The 18,790-nt window shown below is 60.4% G+C and carries 16 protein-coding genes; 10 read left to right on the top strand and 6 right to left on the bottom strand.

What is annotated here, in order from left to right; genetic code table 11:
* Positions 1-153: 153 nt before the first annotated feature.
* A complete protein-coding gene (locus tag TG4357_RS03315) occupies positions 154-3,957 on the top strand; it encodes a nidogen-like domain-containing protein (RefSeq protein WP_058261444.1) in 3,804 nt (1,267 codons plus the stop codon).
* A 109-nt stretch (positions 3,958-4,066) separates the two neighbouring features.
* On the opposite strand, the gene TG4357_RS03320 is transcribed toward TG4357_RS03315, so the two are convergent.
* Together TG4357_RS03320 and TG4357_RS03325 are read right to left on the bottom strand one after the other, a co-directional pair.
* Positions 4,067-4,672 carry an enoyl-CoA hydratase/isomerase family protein gene (locus TG4357_RS03320; RefSeq protein ID WP_058261445.1) on the bottom strand — a complete coding sequence of 202 codons (606 nt, stop codon included), beginning with the start codon at positions 4,670-4,672 and terminating at the stop codon, positions 4,067-4,069.
* Positions 4,669-5,415 carry an SDR family oxidoreductase gene (locus tag TG4357_RS03325; RefSeq protein WP_058261446.1) on the bottom strand — a complete coding sequence of 249 codons (747 nt, stop codon included), beginning with the start codon at positions 5,413-5,415 and terminating at the stop codon, positions 4,669-4,671. The genes TG4357_RS03320 and TG4357_RS03325 overlap by 4 nt, the downstream gene beginning before the upstream one ends.
* A 126-nt stretch (positions 5,416-5,541) precedes the next feature.
* Between TG4357_RS03325 and TG4357_RS03330 the strand changes: the two genes are divergently transcribed.
* The 6 genes from TG4357_RS03330 to lpxK all read left to right on the top strand — a co-directional run bounded on the left by TG4357_RS03330 (position 5,542) and on the right by lpxK (position 11,898).
* A complete protein-coding gene (locus TG4357_RS03330; RefSeq protein WP_058261447.1) occupies positions 5,542-7,059 on the top strand; it encodes a DUF2125 domain-containing protein in 1,518 nt (505 codons plus the stop codon).
* A 124-nt stretch (positions 7,060-7,183) separates the two neighbouring features.
* Positions 7,184-8,530, top strand: coding sequence for a TldD/PmbA family protein (locus tag TG4357_RS03335; protein ID WP_058261448.1), 1,347 nt, complete (start codon positions 7,184-7,186; stop codon positions 8,528-8,530).
* Positions 8,517-9,302 carry an inositol monophosphatase family protein gene (locus tag TG4357_RS03340; RefSeq protein WP_058261449.1) on the top strand — a complete coding sequence of 262 codons (786 nt, stop codon included), beginning with the start codon at positions 8,517-8,519 and terminating at the stop codon, positions 9,300-9,302. Before TG4357_RS03335 ends, TG4357_RS03340 begins: the two co-directional genes overlap by 14 nt.
* A 130-nt stretch (positions 9,303-9,432) precedes the next feature.
* Complete coding sequence (locus tag TG4357_RS03345; RefSeq protein WP_058261450.1) at positions 9,433-9,675, top strand: DUF4170 domain-containing protein; 243 nt, start codon at positions 9,433-9,435, stop codon at positions 9,673-9,675.
* A 10-nt stretch (positions 9,676-9,685) separates the two neighbouring features.
* Positions 9,686-10,903: a 3-deoxy-D-manno-octulosonic acid transferase gene (locus TG4357_RS03350; protein ID WP_058261451.1), complete on the top strand. Its 1,218-nt coding sequence runs from the start codon at positions 9,686-9,688 to the stop codon at positions 10,901-10,903.
* Positions 10,903-11,898 (top strand): tetraacyldisaccharide 4'-kinase, encoded by a 996-nt coding sequence (lpxK, locus tag TG4357_RS03355; protein WP_058261452.1) that lies wholly within the window; start codon positions 10,903-10,905, stop codon positions 11,896-11,898. The genes TG4357_RS03350 and lpxK overlap by 1 nt, the downstream gene beginning before the upstream one ends.
* Before the next feature lie 44 nt (positions 11,899-11,942).
* Here the strand turns inward: lpxK and TG4357_RS03360 are convergent, their stop codons facing one another.
* Together TG4357_RS03360 and ribA are read right to left on the bottom strand one after the other, a co-directional pair.
* Positions 11,943-12,437, bottom strand: a complete 495-nt coding sequence (locus tag TG4357_RS03360; RefSeq protein WP_058261453.1) for a L,D-transpeptidase family protein — start codon at positions 12,435-12,437, stop codon at positions 11,943-11,945.
* Positions 12,434-13,525, bottom strand: coding sequence for a GTP cyclohydrolase II (gene ribA / locus TG4357_RS03365; protein WP_058261454.1), 1,092 nt, complete (start codon positions 13,523-13,525; stop codon positions 12,434-12,436). The genes TG4357_RS03360 and ribA overlap by 4 nt, the downstream gene beginning before the upstream one ends.
* Before the next feature lie 164 nt (positions 13,526-13,689).
* Here ribA and TG4357_RS03370 point away from each other — a divergent pair, with 164 nt between their 5' ends.
* Positions 13,690-14,376 carry a response regulator transcription factor gene (locus TG4357_RS03370; protein ID WP_058261455.1) on the top strand — a complete coding sequence of 229 codons (687 nt, stop codon included), beginning with the start codon at positions 13,690-13,692 and terminating at the stop codon, positions 14,374-14,376.
* Between the two features lie 124 nt (positions 14,377-14,500).
* Here the strand turns inward: TG4357_RS03370 and TG4357_RS03375 are convergent, their stop codons facing one another.
* A complete protein-coding gene (locus tag TG4357_RS03375; RefSeq protein ID WP_058261543.1) occupies positions 14,501-15,631 on the bottom strand; it encodes a TauD/TfdA family dioxygenase in 1,131 nt (376 codons plus the stop codon).
* Positions 15,632-15,908: 277 nt separating this feature from the next.
* Here TG4357_RS03375 and TG4357_RS03380 point away from each other — a divergent pair, with 277 nt between their 5' ends.
* Positions 15,909-16,697 carry an exodeoxyribonuclease III gene (locus tag TG4357_RS03380; RefSeq protein WP_058261456.1) on the top strand — a complete coding sequence of 263 codons (789 nt, stop codon included), beginning with the start codon at positions 15,909-15,911 and terminating at the stop codon, positions 16,695-16,697.
* 11 nt (positions 16,698-16,708) lie between these two features.
* Here the strand turns inward: TG4357_RS03380 and TG4357_RS03385 are convergent, their stop codons facing one another.
* The gene (locus TG4357_RS03385; protein ID WP_058261457.1) at positions 16,709-17,557 is read right to left on the bottom strand and encodes a LytTR family DNA-binding domain-containing protein; all 849 of its coding nucleotides are present in this window, start codon (positions 17,555-17,557) and stop codon (positions 16,709-16,711) included.
* A gap of 308 nt (positions 17,558-17,865) precedes the next feature.
* Here TG4357_RS03385 and TG4357_RS03390 point away from each other — a divergent pair, with 308 nt between their 5' ends.
* The gene (locus TG4357_RS03390; protein WP_058261458.1) at positions 17,866-18,789 is read left to right on the top strand and encodes a thioredoxin family protein; all 924 of its coding nucleotides are present in this window, start codon (positions 17,866-17,868) and stop codon (positions 18,787-18,789) included.
* The last annotated feature ends 1 nt before the right edge of the window (position 18,790 follow it).

Consider the following 18,790-nt stretch of genomic DNA (forward strand, 5'->3'; position numbering starts at 1 on the left):
AAAAGTTTGCTAACATGATCGCATACTATGTTTAGCGAACCCTATCGCGAACCCTTTTTGAATTTAGATAGTGAACCGTCAGACGGGTCATTTTTTCATCTTACCGTGAACCGTCTCACGGATTTTTAAATCTCATAATTTTGGAGCACTAAAATGGCCGATCCAACCCTTTATACATCCGTTACCGACAACACCCTTTTGCCCTATGGGCAAACCGTGATTGACCAAGGCGGTGAAAGCACCTTGATCGCTCAGGGTGACGACAATTCCGAACGGTTTGAAATTTCCGCCATCTTCGAAGACGGATTTTCGTTTGGGAACAGGGTATTCAACGAACTGTTCCTAAGCACGAATGGCGGCGTTTCCTTCATCAACCAAACGATCAATTTTGCCGGGACGTTCGAAAACACCGATTACATCATCGCACCGTTCTATGACGATCTGGACAATCGCACCCTGCCGCCGGGGGCAACGCCGGGGATCTATTTCAACATCAACGAGGAACGCGATTCCATCGTTGCGACCTGGGATGGGGTCGGCATTTACAGCAATGATGTCACGGCCCCGAACACATTCCAGCTTGAGATCATGGATCTTGGCAATGGGGATGCGGAAATCATCTATCGATTCTCCGATATGGGGAATTCGCGGCTCGACAGTTTCCAACTGGGCGCTGTCGCCGATGGTGGGCCACGGGTGTTCCTGCGCGGCGGGACGGTTGCGGACGAACTGGGGCTTGCCGCTGACATGGAAACGCTGGAAGGCAATACCGGCGTTGCGGGGGTCTGGCAGTTCCGGGTGATCGATGGGCAGCTACAGATCGACGACCTTGAAGGCGATGTTCTGACCGGCAACGCCAATCCGAACACGATCAACGGCACCGCACGCAATGATGTCATTTCGGGCGGCGGCGGCAATGATACGATTTTCGGCCTGATGGGCATTGACCGCCTGAACGGCGACGAAGGCGAAGACGAAATCCACGGCGAAAAAGACGACGATATCCTGCATGGCGGCGCGGATAACGACACGCTGTTTGGCGATGCTGGCGACGATTCGCTGTTTGGCGATGAAGGCGATGACCGGCTTGAAGGCCATAGCGGTATCAATGAACTGGACGGTGGCGCAGGGGCGGACGCCTTGATTGGCACCGGCGGCACGTCTTATGCGTCCTACCGAAGCTCGGCTTCGGGATTGATCGTTAATCTGGGGTCCACCGGTGAAAACACCGGCGACGCGGTTGGCGACACTTACACGTCAATTCTGAACGTGATCGGGTCCAATTTCGCGGATGAGATTGCCGGCAACAACAGCGCCAATATCTTGAACGGCTATGGCGGTAACGACAATCTGGACGGCGACGATGGCAACGACACCCTGTTCGGCGAAGCCGGGGATGACACCCTTGTGGGGGGCGATGGCAACGACGAACTTTCCGGCGGTGAAGGGGCCGATGATCTGATCGGTGGTGCCGGGAGCGATGCGGCCAGCTATCGCGATGCGGTGACAAACGTCGTTGCAGACCTTGCAGACGCTTCCAGCAACAGCGGAGCCGCCGCAGGCGACAGCTATTCCAGCATCGAAAACCTGATCGGAGGCAGCGAAGACGATCTGTTGAGCGGAACCTCTACAGCGAACGAGATCTCCGGGTTCGATGGCAATGACACCCTGATCGGGCGGGATGGCGACGACACCTTGCGCGGTGAAAACGAAGACGACATTTTGAACGGCGGTCTGGGTGCTGACCGGCTTGAAGGCGGGTTGGCCACTGACGCGGCAAGCTATGCCGATGCCACCACCGGTGTCCGGGCAGACCTGTCGAATTCGGCCACCAATACCGGCGAAGCCGCCGGCGACACCTATAGCAGCATCGAAGGGCTGATCGGGTCGGACTTTAACGACACATTGGTCGGCGATGGGGGCGACAACCTGCTGCAAGCGGGAGGCGGGAACAACACCCTGATCGGCAATACCGGCGATGACACGCTGCGCAGCGGCGCCGGTGAAGACAACATGTCCGGCGGGTCCGGATCCGACACGGCCGATTATTCGATCGCGGCGGCGGGTGTGGCGGCAAGCCTGACCGACAGTTCGAGCAATTCGGGTGAAGCGCGCGGGGATACGTATTCCAGCATCGAAAACCTGATGGGGTCCGCGTTCAATGATACTCTTACCGGTAACAGTTCGGACAACATGATCATGGGTCTTGCCGGGGACGACATGATCAGCCCTCTGGGCGGTGCGGATACGGTCGATGGCGGTGATGGGAATGATACCGTTTCCTACGAAACCGGTTCTTTCGTGACGATCGATCTGGAAGACGCGACCCAGAATTCCGGGGCGGCAACCGGGGCGACCTTTACCGCGGTTGAGAACCTGGTCGGGTCGGCGCAATCGGATGTTCTGCTGGGTGACAGCGCAGATAACATGCTGGCAGGTGGCGACAACGTCGACACCCTGAACGGTCGGGATGGCGATGATACCCTGCAAGGGGGTGCCGGAAACGACCAACTGACCGGCGGCTCCGGAGCCGATACCATCATCATCGAAAACGGTATGGGCAACGACACGGTTACCGACTTTGACGGGACCGAAGACACGCTGGATTTCTCAAATCTCAGCGCGACGGATCAGGCTGCTGTGACCTATACGGCGAACGGGTCCGGCGACCGGGTGGTCAACCTTGGTGACGGATCAACCCTGACGATGACAGGTGTGCCGCGCAACACCGCCCCAACCGGCGACGTGGGGATCAGCGGAACCGCCGCGCAGGGGTCGACCCTGACAGCCGACGCAAGCAGCGTGGCTGATGCGGACGGTCTTGGGCCGTTTTCGTACCAATGGATGCGCGGCGGGGCCGATATTGCCGGCGCGACCGGGGGAACTTATGGGCTGACGCAAGAGGATGTTGGTGAACAGATTTCGGTCCGTGTCAGCTATACCGACAGTTTCGACACCGACGAGAGTATCGCCAGCGATCCCACCACAGCGGTGTCTAACGTCAATGACGCCCCCACCGGGGCCGTGACCATTTCGGGTACGGCGGAAAGCGGTCAGACGCTTACGTCGGACACCTCCACCCTGGCCGATGCCGATGGGTTGGGCACACTTTCGTTCCAATGGCTGCGTGATGGCACGGCGATCACCGGCGCAACATCCGCGAGCTATGAGCTTACCAGCGCGGATATCGGGACGGCGGTATCGTTGATGGTCAGCTATACCGACGGTCAGGGCACCAACGAAATGGTGACAAGTGCGGCCACGGATACGGTCGCCACCAACAACCTGACCCTGACCGGAACGCCCGGTGCAGACAGGTTGATCGGCGCGGACGGAGATGACACCATTTCCGGGCTGGACGGCCCTGACACGCTGAGCGGCAACGGCGGCAATGACAGCATTACCGGCGGCGCAACCGAAGCCGATCTGCGCGACGTCATATTCGGCGGCGATGGCAACGATTATATCGACGGCGGGTTTGGCAATGACGAATTGCGCGGCGATGACGGAAACGACACGATTATCGGTGGTTTCGGTGTCGATACGGTGATCGGCGGTACCGGCGACGATGAACTGACCGGGCAGGCCTGGTCGGACCTGATCTTTGGCGGCGACGGCAATGATTTCATCAATGGTGGCTTTGGTTATGACCGGGTCAATGGCGGCGCTGGCGGTGATCGGTTCTTCCATCTGGGGATTGCAGATCATGGTTCTGACTGGATTCAGGATTATTCGGCGACGGATGGCGATGTTCTGGTCTTTGGCCAAGCCGGAGCTTCGGCCGGTCAGTTCCAGATCAATCTGGCCGAAACCGCCAATGCCGGTGTTGCCGGTGTCCAGGAAGCCTTTGTGATCTATCGCCCGACCGGGCAGATCATGTGGGCGCTGGTCGATGGCGGCGGGCAAGACAGCATCAATCTGGTGCTGGATGGGGTCACCCACAACCTGTTGGAGTAATCGGTTGGGCCGCTTTTGCGGCCCGATCAGCGAAAAACATACGGCGGCATGGAAACATGCCGCCGTAATTATTTCATCTTGCGACTTTGGTGTTTGCGCAACGCGCCGGTCAGCGGCACATATCCTTGATCCCGACCGCGATATCGGGACGTGCGGCCAGTGTATCGGCGGCGATTTCCCTGGCCGCGGCGACGACATCGCCTTCGACCAACCGGTCGACCAGACCGAACGCAAAGGCATCCTGAGCGGTGATTTTCTGACCCCCCATCAGGATCAGCTTGGTCCGGGCCGGACCGATCAGCGCCGTCATTCGTTTCGGATCGGACGGTTGCGGCAGATAACCCAGCTTCATCACCGGATAAAACACCTTGGCTCCCGGCACCGCCAGCCGCAAATCGCAAGCCAGCGCCATGCCGTTGGCCCCACCCGCCAAAGTGCCGTTCAGCGCCGCGATGGTCAGCCCCGGCAAAGCGGCGATGGCCCCCGACAGACGTTCCCATAGCGGCGAAGTGGCCAGCCCGGCCTTTGCTGCGTCCAGATCAGCCCCGGCGCTGAACACCTTGCCCGCACCGGTCAGGATCAGACCCCGGGCTTCTTGCGCGGATTCGGCGATTTCACACAGCCGTTCCAGCATGTCGCCGGTCAGCGAATTGGCCTTGTCAGGGCGGTTGATCGTGACGATCCACAGCCCGTTATCCTGTTCCAGTTCAATCATGTCAGCCCCACTTGTTTGCGCACGTCTTCATCCCGCAGCGACACTTCCTGACCGCGCAGTCCGTCCCCAGCGGGTCCGCACATCCACAACAGGCATTTGGCGGGCCATTCAGGGGGTACGTGGTCTTCCCAGTTCAGGTTCGAAACCGGGTTGACGCCGCTGGCCTTGATTTCGCGCTGCATTTGGGTTGCCACCGTGCCCGGCGAAAGGCCCATGACCCGGATGCCCTTGTCGCGGCATTCCAGATCGGTGCAGCGGGTCAGCATCGCCGCTCCGGCCTTGGAACTGCAATAATGGCTCCAGCCTTCCAGCGGGCTATGCGCCGCGCCGGAACTGATGGTGATAATGGTGCCCGCCCCCGTGGCCACCATCCCCGGCAGCGCCGCGCGGATGCCGTTGAAAACGCCCTTGAGGTTGATGTCGATGGCAGTGGCCCAGCCGTCGGGATCGGCATCAAGGACCGAAGCCACGGGTTCGATCACCCCGGCATTGTTGATCAGGATATCGAGACCGCCAAAGCGATCCACCGCAGCCGCGACGGCGTGGTCCATATCGCCATAGGTGGCGACATCGCCGGTGACTGCAAGGCCGCCGATTTCCGCCGCGATGTCTTCGATGGCACCGGCCGAACGGGCCATCAGGACCACGTTCGCCCCGGCGGCGGCAAATTCCCGCGCCGCAGCTGCGCCGATGCCGCGGCTGGCGCCAGTGATCAGCACTGTTTGACCGTTTATTTCTGTCATGTCGCTATCTCCTCGGTTGCGGTTAGAGGTAAACCGCGCGTTCCGCCGGGTCCAGCCCGTATGCCCTTGACCCTGACAATTCAAAAGCAGAAGCTAACGGCAAAATTTTCGGAGGAAGGTTCTTTCATGAAAAATACGATAGCTTTTAAAACGCCGCTGATGGCGGCGATACTTCTGTCTGCCTCTGCGGCTTGGGCCGACGTTAAACCGACCGATGTCTGGGGGGACTGGAAATCACAACTGTCCGGGTACGGGTACGATATTTCCGCGCAGGAAACCATGTCGGGCGGCGATTTGGAAATTTCCGATCTGAAGATGAACATCACCCTGCCCGAAGACGAAGGCACGGTTGACGTGATGCTGTCCGGGTTGAAATTCCGTGATAATGGCGATGGCACCGTTTCGGTTCAGTTCCCCGCGATCATGCCGATCGATATGCATGTCGAAGCAAAGAATGAAAACCCGGTCGATATCAAGGTGAATTACACCACCACAGGTTTGACCATGGTGGTATCGGGCACGCCTGAAAGCATGACCACGACCTTTTCCGCCGCATCGATGGGATTAGCCTTGGCAGATGTGATGGAAGGCGGGAATACCGTCGATATGGGTGACGCCAGTTTCAGCCTGACCAATATCAGCGGCAATTCCTCCACCGGCGGCACCGATATCAAGACCCGCAAACAGGATTTCCGCGCCGAGAGCCTGTTTTACGTGATCGACATGGCCAACCCGGACAATGCCGCCGACAAGGTGATGCTGAAGGGTCAGATGAACGGGCTGAGTTCCAATTTCGCGGCCGCGATGCCGGAAGGCGTGGATTTTCAGGATATGGCCGCAGCGCTTGCCGCCGGGTTTTCGGCCGATGGCACGTTCACCTATCAGGGTGGGCAATCCGAATTCGCCTTCTCCGGCGATGGCGACAGCGCCAGCGGCAATGGCAGTTCGAAAAGCGGCCAGTTCGCGGTTCAGATGAATGCCGACACGCTTGGCTATTCGTTCGAATCCACCGGCGCACAGATGACCATGCAGGTGCCCGATCTGCCGTTCCCGGTCGAATGGGCGATGGAAAAAGCCGGTTTTGCAATGGATATGCCCGCCGCCAAGACCGAAGACCCACAGGATTTCCGGTTCTCGGTGACGCTGGGCGATTTCACCATTTCCGACATGATCTGGGGCATGTTCGACCCCGCCGGTCAATTGCCGCGCGATCCGGCGACCATCGCCATCGACATGGCTGGCAAGGCCAAGATGCTGACCAATATCTTCGACCCGGCGGAAATGGAAACGATCGGCGAGGCAGCCCCGGGCGAATTGCATGCGCTTGAAGTCAAGGATCTGACCGTGCGCGCGGTGGGGGCCGAATTGACCGGCAAGGGCGCGTTCACCTTCGACAATAGCGATCTGGAATCCTTTGACGGCATGCCGCGCCCCGAAGGGGTGCTGAACCTGGCGCTGTCGGGCGGCAATGCGTTGCTGGACAAGCTGGTGGCGATGGGGTTCATCCCCGAGGATCAGGCGATGGGGACACGGATGATGATCGGCATGTTCGCGGTGCCGGGGGACGGGCCGGACAGCCTGAAATCAACCATCGAAGTCAACGATCAGGGCCATGTTATGGCCAATGGTCAACGGTTGAAATAATCCCGCCAGAACGACGTGATTTTGGGCTACGGGCAAATGTCCGTAGCCCTTTTTGTGCCGGGAACTTGCACCGGGGGCCGTGGCGGTTTACCTGACGTGGACCCTTTGAGATGCGATTGAACCCATGACCCAAGACCTGGACCAGCTGACCCATGCCCTTCTTGATGCCGCGCGCAAGGCCGGGGCAGAGGCCGCCGATGCCATCGCGGTGACCGACACGTCGGTTTCCATTGACGTGCGTGGCGGCGCGCTGGAACAGGCCGACCGGTCCGAAGGCACCGATATCGGATTGCGGGTTCTGATCGGACAGCGGCAGGCCAATGTGTCGTCATCGGACACCCGGCCGGAAACTTTGGCGATGATGGCCGAACGCGCGGTCGCGATGGCCAAGGAAGCCCCCGAAGACCCCTATATCGGTCTGGCCGATCCCAGCCAATTGGCACGGGATTGGGACATGGACGCGCTGGAAATGGCCGATCCGACAGCAGAACCCGACCCGGCGGTGTTGCAGGACGATGCCTGCCGCGCCGAAGCGGCTGCTTTGGCGATCGAGGGCGTAAGTCAGGTGCAATCGGCCAGTGCCGCCTATGGCCGTCGAAGGATTCACCTGGCCGCAAGCAACGGGTTTTCCGGCGGTTATGCCCGCACCGATCGTTCCACCAGCTGCGTTGCCATCGCCGGCACCGGGACCGAGATGGAGCGTGATTACGACGGCGATATGCGCATTTTCCAATCCGACCTGCGCAGCCCTGAAGACATCGGTGAAACCGCAGCGCGGCGCACGATCGAACGGATGAACCCGCGCAAGCCCAAGACCGGCAGTTACCCGGTGTTGTTCGACGAACGTATCGCCGCGTCGCTGATCGGGCATCTGTTGGCCGCGATAAATGGCAGCGCCATCGCGCGCGGGTCGTCTTGGTTGCGGGATGCGATGGGGGAACAGGTTCTGCCCAAGGGGTTCGACCTGATCGAAGACCCGTTGCGCCCGCGCGCCACCGGGTCGCGCCCGTTCGATGCCGAAGGATTGCCGACACAGCGCCGCGCCGTTGTCAGCGACGGGATGCTGACCGGCTGGACGCTGGATCTGGCGACCGCGCGCAAGCTGGGGCTGCAATCGACCGGCAACGCGGCACGCGGCACGTCGGCACCGCCTTCGCCCGCGACATGGAACATGGCGCTGACCCAAGGCGACAAGACCCGGGCCGAACTGTTGCGGGACATGGGCACCGGGTTGTTGGTCACCTCGATGATCGGATCGACGATCAACCCCAATACCGGCGATTATTCGCGCGGGGCGGCCGGATTCTGGGTCGAAAACGGCGAAGCGCAATACCCGGTCAACGAATGCACCATCGCGGGCAATCTGCGCAGCATGTTGAAATCGGTTCAGCCTGCCAATGATGCCCGCCCTTATCTGTCCCGCGTGGTTCCTTCGCTTCTGGTCAAGGGGCTGACCCTTGCCGGCGACTGATCTTGACCTGTTGATCGAAGCCGCCCGCGAAGCCGGGGACATCGCCCGCAGTTTCAGCGGTCCGACAGCACAGGCGTGGAACAAACCCGGCGATCAGGGACCCGTGACCGAAGCCGATCTGGCGGTGAACAGCGCCTTGCATGCGCGGTTGATCGGGGCGCGGCCATCCTATGGCTGGCTGTCGGAAGAAGACGAAGACACAGCGCATCGGCTGACCCGGCCGCGGGTTTTCATCATCGATCCTCTGGACGGAACCCGCAGCTTTATCGAAGGGGCATCGACATGGGCGCATTCGCTGGCGATTGCCGATAACGGTGTAGTGACGGCCGCTGCGATCTATCTGCCAATGAAGGACAAGCTTTATACCGCCGCAGCGGGACAGGGCGCGTTTCTGAACGGGCAGCCGATCAGGGTGTCAACGCGGCAGGATCTGACCGGGGCATCGGTTCTGGCGGCCAAACCCAACTACACGCCGACCAATTGGAAAGGTCAGCAGGTGCCGGATGTGAAGCGGTCCTACCGCCCGTCATTGGCCTATCGTTTGAGCCTTGTTGCCGAAGGGCGCTATGACGCGATGATGACCCTGCGCGACAGTTGGGAATGGGATATCGCGGCGGGTGATCTGATCCTGCGCGAAGCCGGTGCAACGGTGTCGGATGTGCGCGGCGCGGCGCTGCGGTTCAACAATCCCCACCCCAAGGTCAAGGGCGTGATCGCGGCCGGGAGCGCGGTGCATGACGCCATATCCCGGCGTTTGGCCCACTGGCCATAGTCGAATATATCCGACTTACCGGATGTACGTTTCCACCTTGGCGAGGCCTGCGCCGCCGCCTGGGTCCAACGCTGCCTTGCAGCATCAAGCGTCACCGCTTAGATTGACCCCGTCCTATCAGGAGACTTCCATGACCCAGCGCCTGCATCTCGTCTTTGGCGGCGAACTTGTCGATCCGTCCAAAAATGTTTTCAAAGATGTCGACGACATCCATATCGTCGGCATGTTCCCGGATTACAAAACCGCCTATGACGCGTGGAAATCCGAGGCGCAGCGGACCGTCGACAACGCTCATACGCGCTATTACATCGCCCATATCCATCGCCTGCGCGATGAAGAAGCGGAAGTATCGCCGACCGAAGAATTGGGCTGACCCGACCCCGATGGCGCCTTCTCTCAGCCTCGTGGCCTATATGGCTCTTGCACGGCGCGCGCCCCGCGACCGGATCGATTTCGATACCGACCGGCCCGATGGTGAACTGGTCTGGGCGCATGTGTCATCTTTGCCAAGAGCGGCGGCAATCTTGCAGCTGTTTCACCGGCTGGAACTGCTGCGCCCAGGGATCAGGCTGCTGTTGACCACCGCGCCGGGGCTGCCGCGCCCCGACCATCTGAAACGCCGTGTGATCTGGCAACAGATTCCCGAAGAATCGGTTGCAGCGATCCATCAGTTTCTGGACCATTGGAAACCCGATCTGTGCCTGTGGACCAGCGGCCATTTGCGCCCGGCGGTGATCGAGCTGACGGCGCGCAGCAATGTGCCGCTCTATCTGGTCGATGCCGAAACCGCCGCTTTGGAAGACGCGCGGTTTCGCTGGCTGCCGGATATGAGCCGCGGCATTCTGCGCCGGTTTCGCAAGATCCTGGCCAGCGATGCCGCCGCCGCGCAACGGCTGCGCCGGATCGGGCTGAGCAGCGATGACGTATTGAGCATCGGAGCGCTACAGGAAGGCCGCGCGGCGTTGAATTGCGACGAAGCTGCCCGTGATCGGCTGGCGGCGACGTTGACCGGGCGACCGGTCTGGTTGGCCGCGATGGTGCAGTTTGGCGAAGTCGGCATCGTCGCGCAGGCGCAGCGATCGGCGATGCGATTTGCCCATCGGCAATTGCTGATCCTGGTGCCAGATGACGAAACCCGAGGGCCGCAAATCGCCCGACAACTGCGCGATCAGGGCTGGACCGTCGCGGAATGGTCGCAAGGCGATTATCCCGAAGAAACCACCCAGATCCTGCTGGCCGATACCCGTGGCGAAATGGGGTTGTGGTACCGGCTGTCGCCGATCACTTTCATGGGCAGTTCATTGCTGTCCGGGTATGGTGGCCGCGATCCCTATGAACCGGCAGCGTTGGGATCGGCCATTCTTTACGGGCCGAATGTGGGCCGCTACCTGTCCGGCTACAGCCGGTTTTCGACCGCCGGAGCGGCGCGGATCGTGCGCGATGCCGATAGTCTGGCCGGTGCAGTGATGCAATTGTCGGCCCCCGATCAGGCCGCCGCAATGGCCCATGCGGCATGGGAAGTCAGTTCCTTGGGCGCAGAAGTGACCGATGCGGTGATCGAGATGATTCAGGACGAACTTGACCAGCGGGAGGCGTCGTGATGCGACCACCGCGTTTCTGGTTCACCGGTCCCGACAAACCCGCGATCCGGGCCCGGTTGTTGGCACCTTTGGGGTGGCTTTATGCCGCTGCGACGGCGCGGCGGTTGCGCCGGGGCGATCCGTACAGGGCAAAAGTGCCGGTGATCTGCGTCGGCAATCTGAATGCGGGCGGCACCGGCAAGACCCCGACCGCAATCGCGGTGATCGAACGTCTGACCGCGATGGGCAAGATGCCGGTGGTGGTGTCGCGCGGCTATGGCGGGTCCGAAACCGGGCCGGTCGCGGTCGATCCTGCATCCGATACGGCGGACCGGGTCGGGGATGAGCCGCTGCTGCTGGCGGCCTTTGCCAAGGTGGTGGTGGCGCGCGACCGCGCCGCCGGGGCGCGGTTGGCCTGCGATCTGGGTGCCGATGTGATCGTGATGGATGACGGGTTGCAGAACCCTGGATTGCACAAGGATCTGTCGATCATCGTGGTCGATGCCGCCAAGGGGTTCGGCAATGGCCGCTGCCTCCCAGCCGGACCGCTGCGCGAGCCGGTGGCGGCGGGGCTGCGCCGCGCCGACTTAGTACTGTCGATCGGTGCGGATGATGCGCAAGCGGCGTTTGCGGCGCAATGGGCCGGGCAGATCGCCCTGCCGCATCTGGCCGGGCATCTGGCACCGTTGCGGACCGGGATCGATTGGCAGGGGATGGAGGTTCTGGCCTTTGCCGGGATCGGCCATCCAGAGAAGTTTTTCCGCACCTTGCGGGAATTGGGCGCGGATGTTCTGCGGGCCGAGGCGCTGGACGATCACCAGATACTGACCCCGGCCTTGCTGACCCGGCTGGAAACCGAGGCCCGGCTGCGCGGGGCGCAGATGGTGACGACCGAGAAGGATGCGGTGCGGTTGCCGGACAGTTTCCGATCCAAAGTGGTGACGCTGCCGGTGCGGTTGGAACTGAAAGACGGTGCCGCGCTGGACGCTATGTTGCACGGGCTGTTCACGTCTTAGGGGGCGACGCCCCCCGGAAGTATTTTGCCGAACAGTGAAAGCGGTCAGCGGATGATCAGGCGGCAGCCCGGCGCGATGGCGCGGGCGATGCGGATCAGGTGATCGCGGCGAAAGGCGATGCAGCCTTCGGTCGGGAAATGCGGCCGCCGCCATTGATGCAGGAAAATGGCCGAGCCTTTGCCCGCTGTGGCGTCCGGGTAGTTCCAATCGGTGATCAGCACGATGTCGTATAGAGGATCAGCGCGGCGCAGGTTTTCGTGACTGTGGCGGTAAGGCGTGTGGACCGGGTGATTGTAATCGGGTTGTGACGCGTCGTCGGACCACAGGTCAGTCGGACCGATCGGGATTGCCCAAGGGGCCGGTTGCGGCAGCCGGTCGGGGCGGTAGAGCATGCCGAGGATGCGGTGCCGACCGATCGGCGTGGCACCGTCGCCTTCGCGCTTGTCGCCGGACAAACCGCCACGGCCGATGCTGCAGGGGAAATAGCGGCCCTGAAACCGCAGGCCGCGCCGGGTCAGTACCAGATCGGCAGGGGTCACAGCAGGTGCCCCGATTTCGCTGCCTTGGTCGCCAGGTAGCCGCGATTGTGATGGGTTTCACCGACTTTCAGCGGCACCCGTTCGACCACGTCGATCCCGTTCTTTTCCATCATCGCGATCTTACGCGGGTTGTTGGTCAAAAGCCGGATCTGGTGGAAACCCATCGATTTCAGGATGCTGGCCCCCAGTTTGAAATCGCGTTCATCATCTTCGAAACCGAGCCGGTGATTGGCTTCGACCGTGTCGAAGCCCTGATCCTGCAAGGAATAGGCGCGCATTTTATTGGCCAGCCCGATACCGCGGCCTTCTTGATTGAGATAGAGCAGAACACCGGCGCCTTCGGTGCCCATCTGGGCCAGAGCGCCGCGCAATTGCGGGCCGCAATCGCATTTCAGGCTGCCCATCACGTCGCCGGTGAAACAGGCCGAATGCAGTCGCGCCAACACCGGTTTGTCACGTGGCGGCGAGCCGATTTCGAAAGCGTAATGTTCTTCGCCGCCGTCTTCGGGGCGGAAGATGTGCAACCGTCCCGCTTCGGACGCTTCGACCGGCAAGCGGGCGCTGACCACCGGGTGCGGATGCGGTGAGGCGGTCAGAAGCGGCGCAGCGAGAACGGTATTGACCGCAGTCAGCGCGTTTTCACCGGCAAACACGTAAGGATCGGTCAGCGGCAGTACCAGCGCAGCGGGCAACAACCGCGCCGATTTGGTCAGCGCAATGGCAACCCGGTGCAGATCGGCGGCACCGTCGCGCAGGGTCTGCAGCGGTCCCTTCATCGGCGATTTCAGGTCATCGGCGGGATCGGCAACCCCGCGCAGCCATGCCATCGACACGTCGGAGGGCAGGACCACCCGGGCCAGGTCGCCGTCATAGGCACGCGCCTTGAGCGTTTCGGCGCGGCGCGATGTGATCGCCAGAACCGGCTGCCCGCCCAGCGCACGCAGATCGGCCAACCGCTGCGCATCGAGCGTTTCGGCGGCAAGGATCAGCGCCCCTGCGCCATTGCCGACCAGCACGACCGGCACCCCCATGCGCAGGTCGGCGCGGGCACGGGCGATGATTTCAACGGTGTCAGGGGCAAAGCTCATGCCGGATTCCTTCAAACTCAGGCCTGTGACTTAGTCCTTTTTGTTGGAATTTGAAACATTTCCCGGGCAAAGAACACGTCCGCGTGAGCGAATTGAAGCAAAACTTGTCAGGGTCGTCATCCAACCGCATGTCTATATCAACAAAAGGCAAGGAGGCCGTGACCATGGGACAGCTCAAGAAAATTCTGCTGGTCGACGATGATGACGATCTGCGCGAAGCGTTGAGCGAACAATTGGTGATGACCGAAGATTTCGACGTGTTTGAAGCCGATAGTGGCGTCGAAGCGATGAAACGGATCAAGGAAGGGATTTACGACCTGCTGATCCTTGACGTCGGATTGCCCGATACCGATGGCCGCGAGTTGTGCAAGCTGATGCGCAAGCAGGGGGTGAAAAGCCCGGTGCTGATGCTGACCGGTCATGACACCGATGCCGATACCATTCTGGGGTTGGATTCGGGGGCCAATGATTACGTGACCAAGCCGTTCCGGTTCCCGGTTCTGTTGGCGCGAATTCGCGCCCAGTTGCGCCAGCATGAACAATCCGAAGACGCGGTATTCCAGTTGGGCCCGTATTCGTTCCGCCCGGCGCAGAAGATGTTGGTGACCGAGGAGGACAAGAAAATCCGCCTGACCGAGAAGGAAACCAATATCCTGAAATTCCTCTACCGGTCGTCCGAAGGCGTGGTGCCGCGCGATGTGCTGCTGCACGAAGTTTGGGGGTATAATGCCGGGGTGACCACCCACACGCTGGAAACCCATATCTATCGTCTGCGGCAGAAGATCGAACCCGATCCGTCCAATGCCCGTCTCCTGATCACCGAAAGCGGAGGCTACAAGCTGGTCGCGTAAAAGTTGATCAGGATCAAGGAAACCGAGCCGTGTTCGAGTTACTTAATATGTATACCGTCGCATAAGCGGTCATCTTATGCACCTCCCTGTTGGACTGCCCGGGCTTGAAGCCCGGGCGTTTTTTTTAACAGATGCGCGGGTCGCGTGACCGTGACAACACCCTTATGCGGCTTTCGAATTCGCCACGGTCGACATAGCAACCGCGCAGATGCCGGAACCCGGTTTGCGGATCGAAGGCGTCGCGCCCATGCAGCACCCGGCGATTGTCGAACACCACCATTTCACCCCCCGTCAGTTTGAACCGGACCAGATAGGACGGATCGCGCGTCATCTGCATGACCTGCCGGTAGGCACGGTAATAAGGCGTCATCAAATCAGGTGCCAAGTCGAAGAAATCCGCCAGATGCGCGTTGAAGCAAATTTCGATCACCTGCCCGTCTTCGTCGAGATTGATCACCTTCTTGCGGTTGCGGATATCGGTCACCGCGTCGTGGAACCGGAACGGGATCGACACGGTGCTGAGCATTTCGAACGCTTCAGGGTCGCTTTGGCGCAGATCTTCGGCCACCGCATAGCCGTCACAGAACAGCGATCCGCCGCCTGTCGCCTCGTTGGCGAGGCAATGCAGAAACTGGAAGCCGGGCGGCAATTCCTGATTGGTCAGATCGGTATGCAATGGCAGCGCGATGGGCGTATAGGCCAGATTGTTCGGGTTCGGTTTGGATTTAACTTCGAAGGTGATGCCGAAATTGGTTTCGCGCAGGAACCCAATACGGCGGGCGATTTCCATCCCCGCTTCGGGATCGGCGCGCAGCCCCGCGACCACTGACAAACCGTGGCGTTGGGTCTGAATCAGCCAGTCTTGCAAAGCGGCATCCGACAACAGGATTTCGTCGGCTTGGATGCGCGGCACCCGATCGCGGCCGAGATCGGCGCGCCAAGGGGCGAAGCCGGTGCGGGCCGGATCGTGGGCGCGGCGGCCGGGCAGGTGCCCGCGCAGCCAAGTCAGGTCGAACCTGCTGGGGGTATCGCCGTCCTGCCACCAAAGAGTCAGGAAATTGCCGTCGGCTTGAACCTTGGTCACCCGGATATCAAGGGAAACCGCCGTCAGATCGGCCACCCGTTCGTGTGTTTCGGGGTGAAATCCGGCCGGATCGTTGTCTCGCAGCCAGATGAAGGGGAAATCGCCGCTGGTGCCGTCAGGCCAATCGACATGCACCATTGGGGCGTCGGGACGCAGATGAGCGTTCGTCATGGGAGCCTCCATGAAATTGAATTTGAAAGGGGGTGTCACGCGCAGCACTGGACCGTGGCGGCGGCCACCAGTCATAGGCTTTGCGATACGGGTGCCCCGGACGGCGCCCAAGTACGACAACCATTTCAACTTCATCCAATCGCATGAGGAAAAAGATGGTTTTCCCATATTGGTGGCTTTGGCAAGCGAATTGTCGCGCGGTTGCGTCGTATTTCGGGTTGCACCCGGTTGGACGCTGCGGGCATCCTGCACCGCATATCGCTGATCGGAGACCGCAATGTCCTTCACTCTTGCCACATGGAACATCAATTCGGTCCGCCTGCGCGAACCTATCGTTTGCAAGCTGCTGGCCGAGGAAGGTCCGGATGTCCTGTGCCTTCAGGAATGCAAAAGCCCGGTCGACAAAATCCCGACCGAGGCGTTTCGCGAACTGGGCTATGGTCACATGGTGGCGCGCGGGCAGAAGGGCTATAACGGCGTGGCGATCCTGTCGAAACTGCCGATCGAGGATGTCGGAGACAAGGATTTCGCATCCTTGGGGCATGCCCGGCACGTGGCGGGGCGGTTGGAAAACGGTGTCACCATCCACAATTTCTATGTCCCGGCGGGCGGCGACAAGCCGGATCGCGAAGTGAATGAAAAATTCGGTCAGAAACTGGATTACCTGACCGAGATGCGCGACTGGTTCCACAGCGATCGGCCGGAAAAGGCGATTCTGGTCGGGGATCTGAACATTGCCCCGCGCGAAGACGATGTGTGGTCACATAAGCAATTGCTGAAAATCGTCAGCCACACCCCGGTAGAGGTCGATCACCTGCACGACGTGATGGACGCGGGCAAATGGGCCGACGTGACCCGCAACGACATCCCCAAGGGCAAGCTTTATTCCTGGTGGTCCTACCGCGCTCGCGATTGGGACGTTGCCGACAAGGGCCGCCGTCTGGATCACATCTGGGCCACGCCGGACATTCAGAACGCTGCCCATTCCAGCCGGGTGCTGCGCGCAGCACGGGGATGGGAAAAGCCAAGCGACCACGCGCCGGTTTTTGCGACATTTGATTTGTAACCCGCGTCAGCCTATGCGTTGAGCCAGTTTTCAACCTCGATGCGCCGATTGCGCGCGACGGGGATTTCTTCGCCCTTCACCGTGGTCAGCAAGTGCTTGCCGCTTTTTCGGATCAGGTTTTCGGCCTCGGTGCGGGCGACCCAGTAGGATCGGTGGGGCTGGATGCCGTCGACCCCGTCAAGCTGATCGACGAGATCGCGCAAGACCGCGCGTTCCATGCGGGTTTCGTCGTCGTAGTTAAATTCGACATAATGTTCGACCGATTTCAGATACCGAAGGCCTTCGACCGGAAATTGCGTTTGATTGACACGCAGATGTTGCGTCTGCGTCGGTTCGGGCATGTCGCCGCTTTCTTCTGCGATCTCCCCCTGCGGTTTGGTTCCGAAAATCGACCTGCCCCATTTTTCGAAGGAGATTTGTTCGAACTGCGGCATGATGAAGGATACCGTGACGACTTCAAACACCAGCGCGATGAGCTGATAGCGCAGAAATTCCAGCCAGACGGACATCATGCTGAGTGCAGGGCCGCCCAGCAGTTCGCGGGAAATCAAATAATTCATCCAGACCGCCGCAGCGACGCCGACTGCGCTAAGAACGGTCAGGGGCGCGGGAATTTGCCGACCGGCACGCACATTCACCCAAGCGATCAACCAGAATTGCAGCATCCACAACGAAGTCACCAAGACGCAATCGAACAACCAGATCAGATATCGCCCGCCGAGCGACAGAGTCACCCCATGCGTTGGCGCGTTGAACATCGCCACCATGAAACAGAACAACAAAACCGACGTGAGTTGCAGTTTTGAAAAAACGACCTTCACCAGAACCTGAAAGGTCATCCGGTAGGCCGTGCCATTCATGGCAATCACGCACACTTCATGACAGTTGGGGTTGTTTGAATTGGTCTTCATAAGGAAAAACGGCTTCGGTAGTTAACGAGTGTGATCAATGGAATAGCGCGACGTCAGGGCTATTTCTAATTCTAATCAGTGTCTACCTGCCATTAACCTTGCCCGCAGTCTTTATGGCTGCGGGTTTTTTTCATTTCTCCCTTCGTTGAAGACAGCAGCCCGCCAATAAACACGGTTTGAAAAATCCCCGACCTTGGAATTTGTCCCGGCAGGGTTCATATAAAGACAAACGCGAAATCCCAAGGAATAGGGTTGTCATGCTTGAACTAGGTTCCACCCCACCCGCCACCGATCTGATCAAGGACGTGACCGAGGCCAATTTCATGGCCGACGTGGTCGAAGCCAGCCAGGACGTGCCGGTGATCGTCGATTTCTGGGCCACATGGTGCGGCCCGTGCAAAACGCTGGGCCCGATGCTGGAAGAGGCCGTGACCAAGGCCAAGGGCGCCGTGAAGATGGCCAAGATCGATGTAGATGCCAATCAGGGTCTGGCGCAGGCATTGGCCCAGCAGGGATTGCCTTTGCAGTCGATCCCGACGGTTGTCGCCTTTGTCAAAGGCCGCCCCATCGACATGTTCCAAGGCGCGGTTCCCGGATCGGAAATCGATGCCTTCATCGCGCGCGCGATTGAAGCGGGCGGCGGTGACGCCAGCGGCGGGTTGGATGATGCTTTGGCGGCCGCCGAAGAAATGCTGGCCGAAGGTGCGGTGGATGACGCCGCCCAGACCTTTGCCGCCATTATCGAAGAAGACCCGATGAATGCCGACGCCTTTGGCGGCCTGGCACGGTGCCAGATCGCGCTGGGCGAGCTGGATCAGGCCGAAGCGGTGCTGAACGGGGTTCCGGTGGAAATTTCCGCAGCCGCCCCAATCGAAGCGGCCCATGCACAGCTGGAACTGGCGCGGCAAGCGGCCAATTCCGGCCCGCTGGACGAATTGAAAGCCGCGATCGAAGCCGATCCGGACAATTTGCAGGCCCGGTTCGATCTGGCGACAGCGCAGCATGCTGCCGGTCAGGTCGAAGAAGCGGTCGATACCTTGCTGGAACTATTCCGCCGGGATCGGGAATGGAACGACGGCGCGGCCAAGACGCAGCTGTTCACGATCTTCGACGCGCTCAAGCCCAGCGATCCGATCGTGCTGCATGGGCGTCGCAAACTCAGCTCGATGATATTTGTCTGAG

The organism is Thalassovita gelatinovora (assembly GCF_001458355.1).
GTDB classification, from domain to species: domain Bacteria; phylum Pseudomonadota; class Alphaproteobacteria; order Rhodobacterales; family Rhodobacteraceae; genus Thalassobius; species Thalassobius gelatinovorus.

What these genes read in the sequence shown, in the direction of transcription:
- TG4357_RS03315 (WP_058261444.1), top strand. Translation starts at nt 154, where the DNA reads ATGGCCGATCCAACCCTTTATACATCCGTTACCGACAACACCCTTTTG.
- TG4357_RS03320 (WP_058261445.1), bottom strand. Translation starts at nt 4,672, where the DNA reads ATGATTGAACTGGAACAGGATAACGGGCTGTGGATCGTCACGATCAAC.
- TG4357_RS03325 (WP_058261446.1), bottom strand. Translation starts at nt 5,415, where the DNA reads ATGACAGAAATAAACGGTCAAACAGTGCTGATCACTGGCGCCAGCCGC.
- TG4357_RS03330 (WP_058261447.1), top strand. Translation starts at nt 5,542, where the DNA reads ATGAAAAATACGATAGCTTTTAAAACGCCGCTGATGGCGGCGATACTT.
- TG4357_RS03335 (WP_058261448.1), top strand. Translation starts at nt 7,184, where the DNA reads ATGACCCAAGACCTGGACCAGCTGACCCATGCCCTTCTTGATGCCGCG.
- TG4357_RS03345 (WP_058261450.1), top strand. Translation starts at nt 9,433, where the DNA reads ATGACCCAGCGCCTGCATCTCGTCTTTGGCGGCGAACTTGTCGATCCG.
- TG4357_RS03350 (WP_058261451.1), top strand. Translation starts at nt 9,686, where the DNA reads ATGGCGCCTTCTCTCAGCCTCGTGGCCTATATGGCTCTTGCACGGCGC.
- lpxK (WP_058261452.1), top strand. Translation starts at nt 10,903, where the DNA reads ATGCGACCACCGCGTTTCTGGTTCACCGGTCCCGACAAACCCGCGATC.
- ribA (WP_058261454.1), bottom strand. Translation starts at nt 13,525, where the DNA reads ATGAGCTTTGCCCCTGACACCGTTGAAATCATCGCCCGTGCCCGCGCC.
- TG4357_RS03370 (WP_058261455.1), top strand. Translation starts at nt 13,690, where the DNA reads ATGGGACAGCTCAAGAAAATTCTGCTGGTCGACGATGATGACGATCTG.
- TG4357_RS03375 (WP_058261543.1), bottom strand. Translation starts at nt 15,631, where the DNA reads ATGACGAACGCTCATCTGCGTCCCGACGCCCCAATGGTGCATGTCGAT.
- TG4357_RS03380 (WP_058261456.1), top strand. Translation starts at nt 15,909, where the DNA reads ATGTCCTTCACTCTTGCCACATGGAACATCAATTCGGTCCGCCTGCGC.
- TG4357_RS03385 (WP_058261457.1), bottom strand. Translation starts at nt 17,557, where the DNA reads ATGAATGGCACGGCCTACCGGATGACCTTTCAGGTTCTGGTGAAGGTC.
- TG4357_RS03390 (WP_058261458.1), top strand. Translation starts at nt 17,866, where the DNA reads ATGCTTGAACTAGGTTCCACCCCACCCGCCACCGATCTGATCAAGGAC.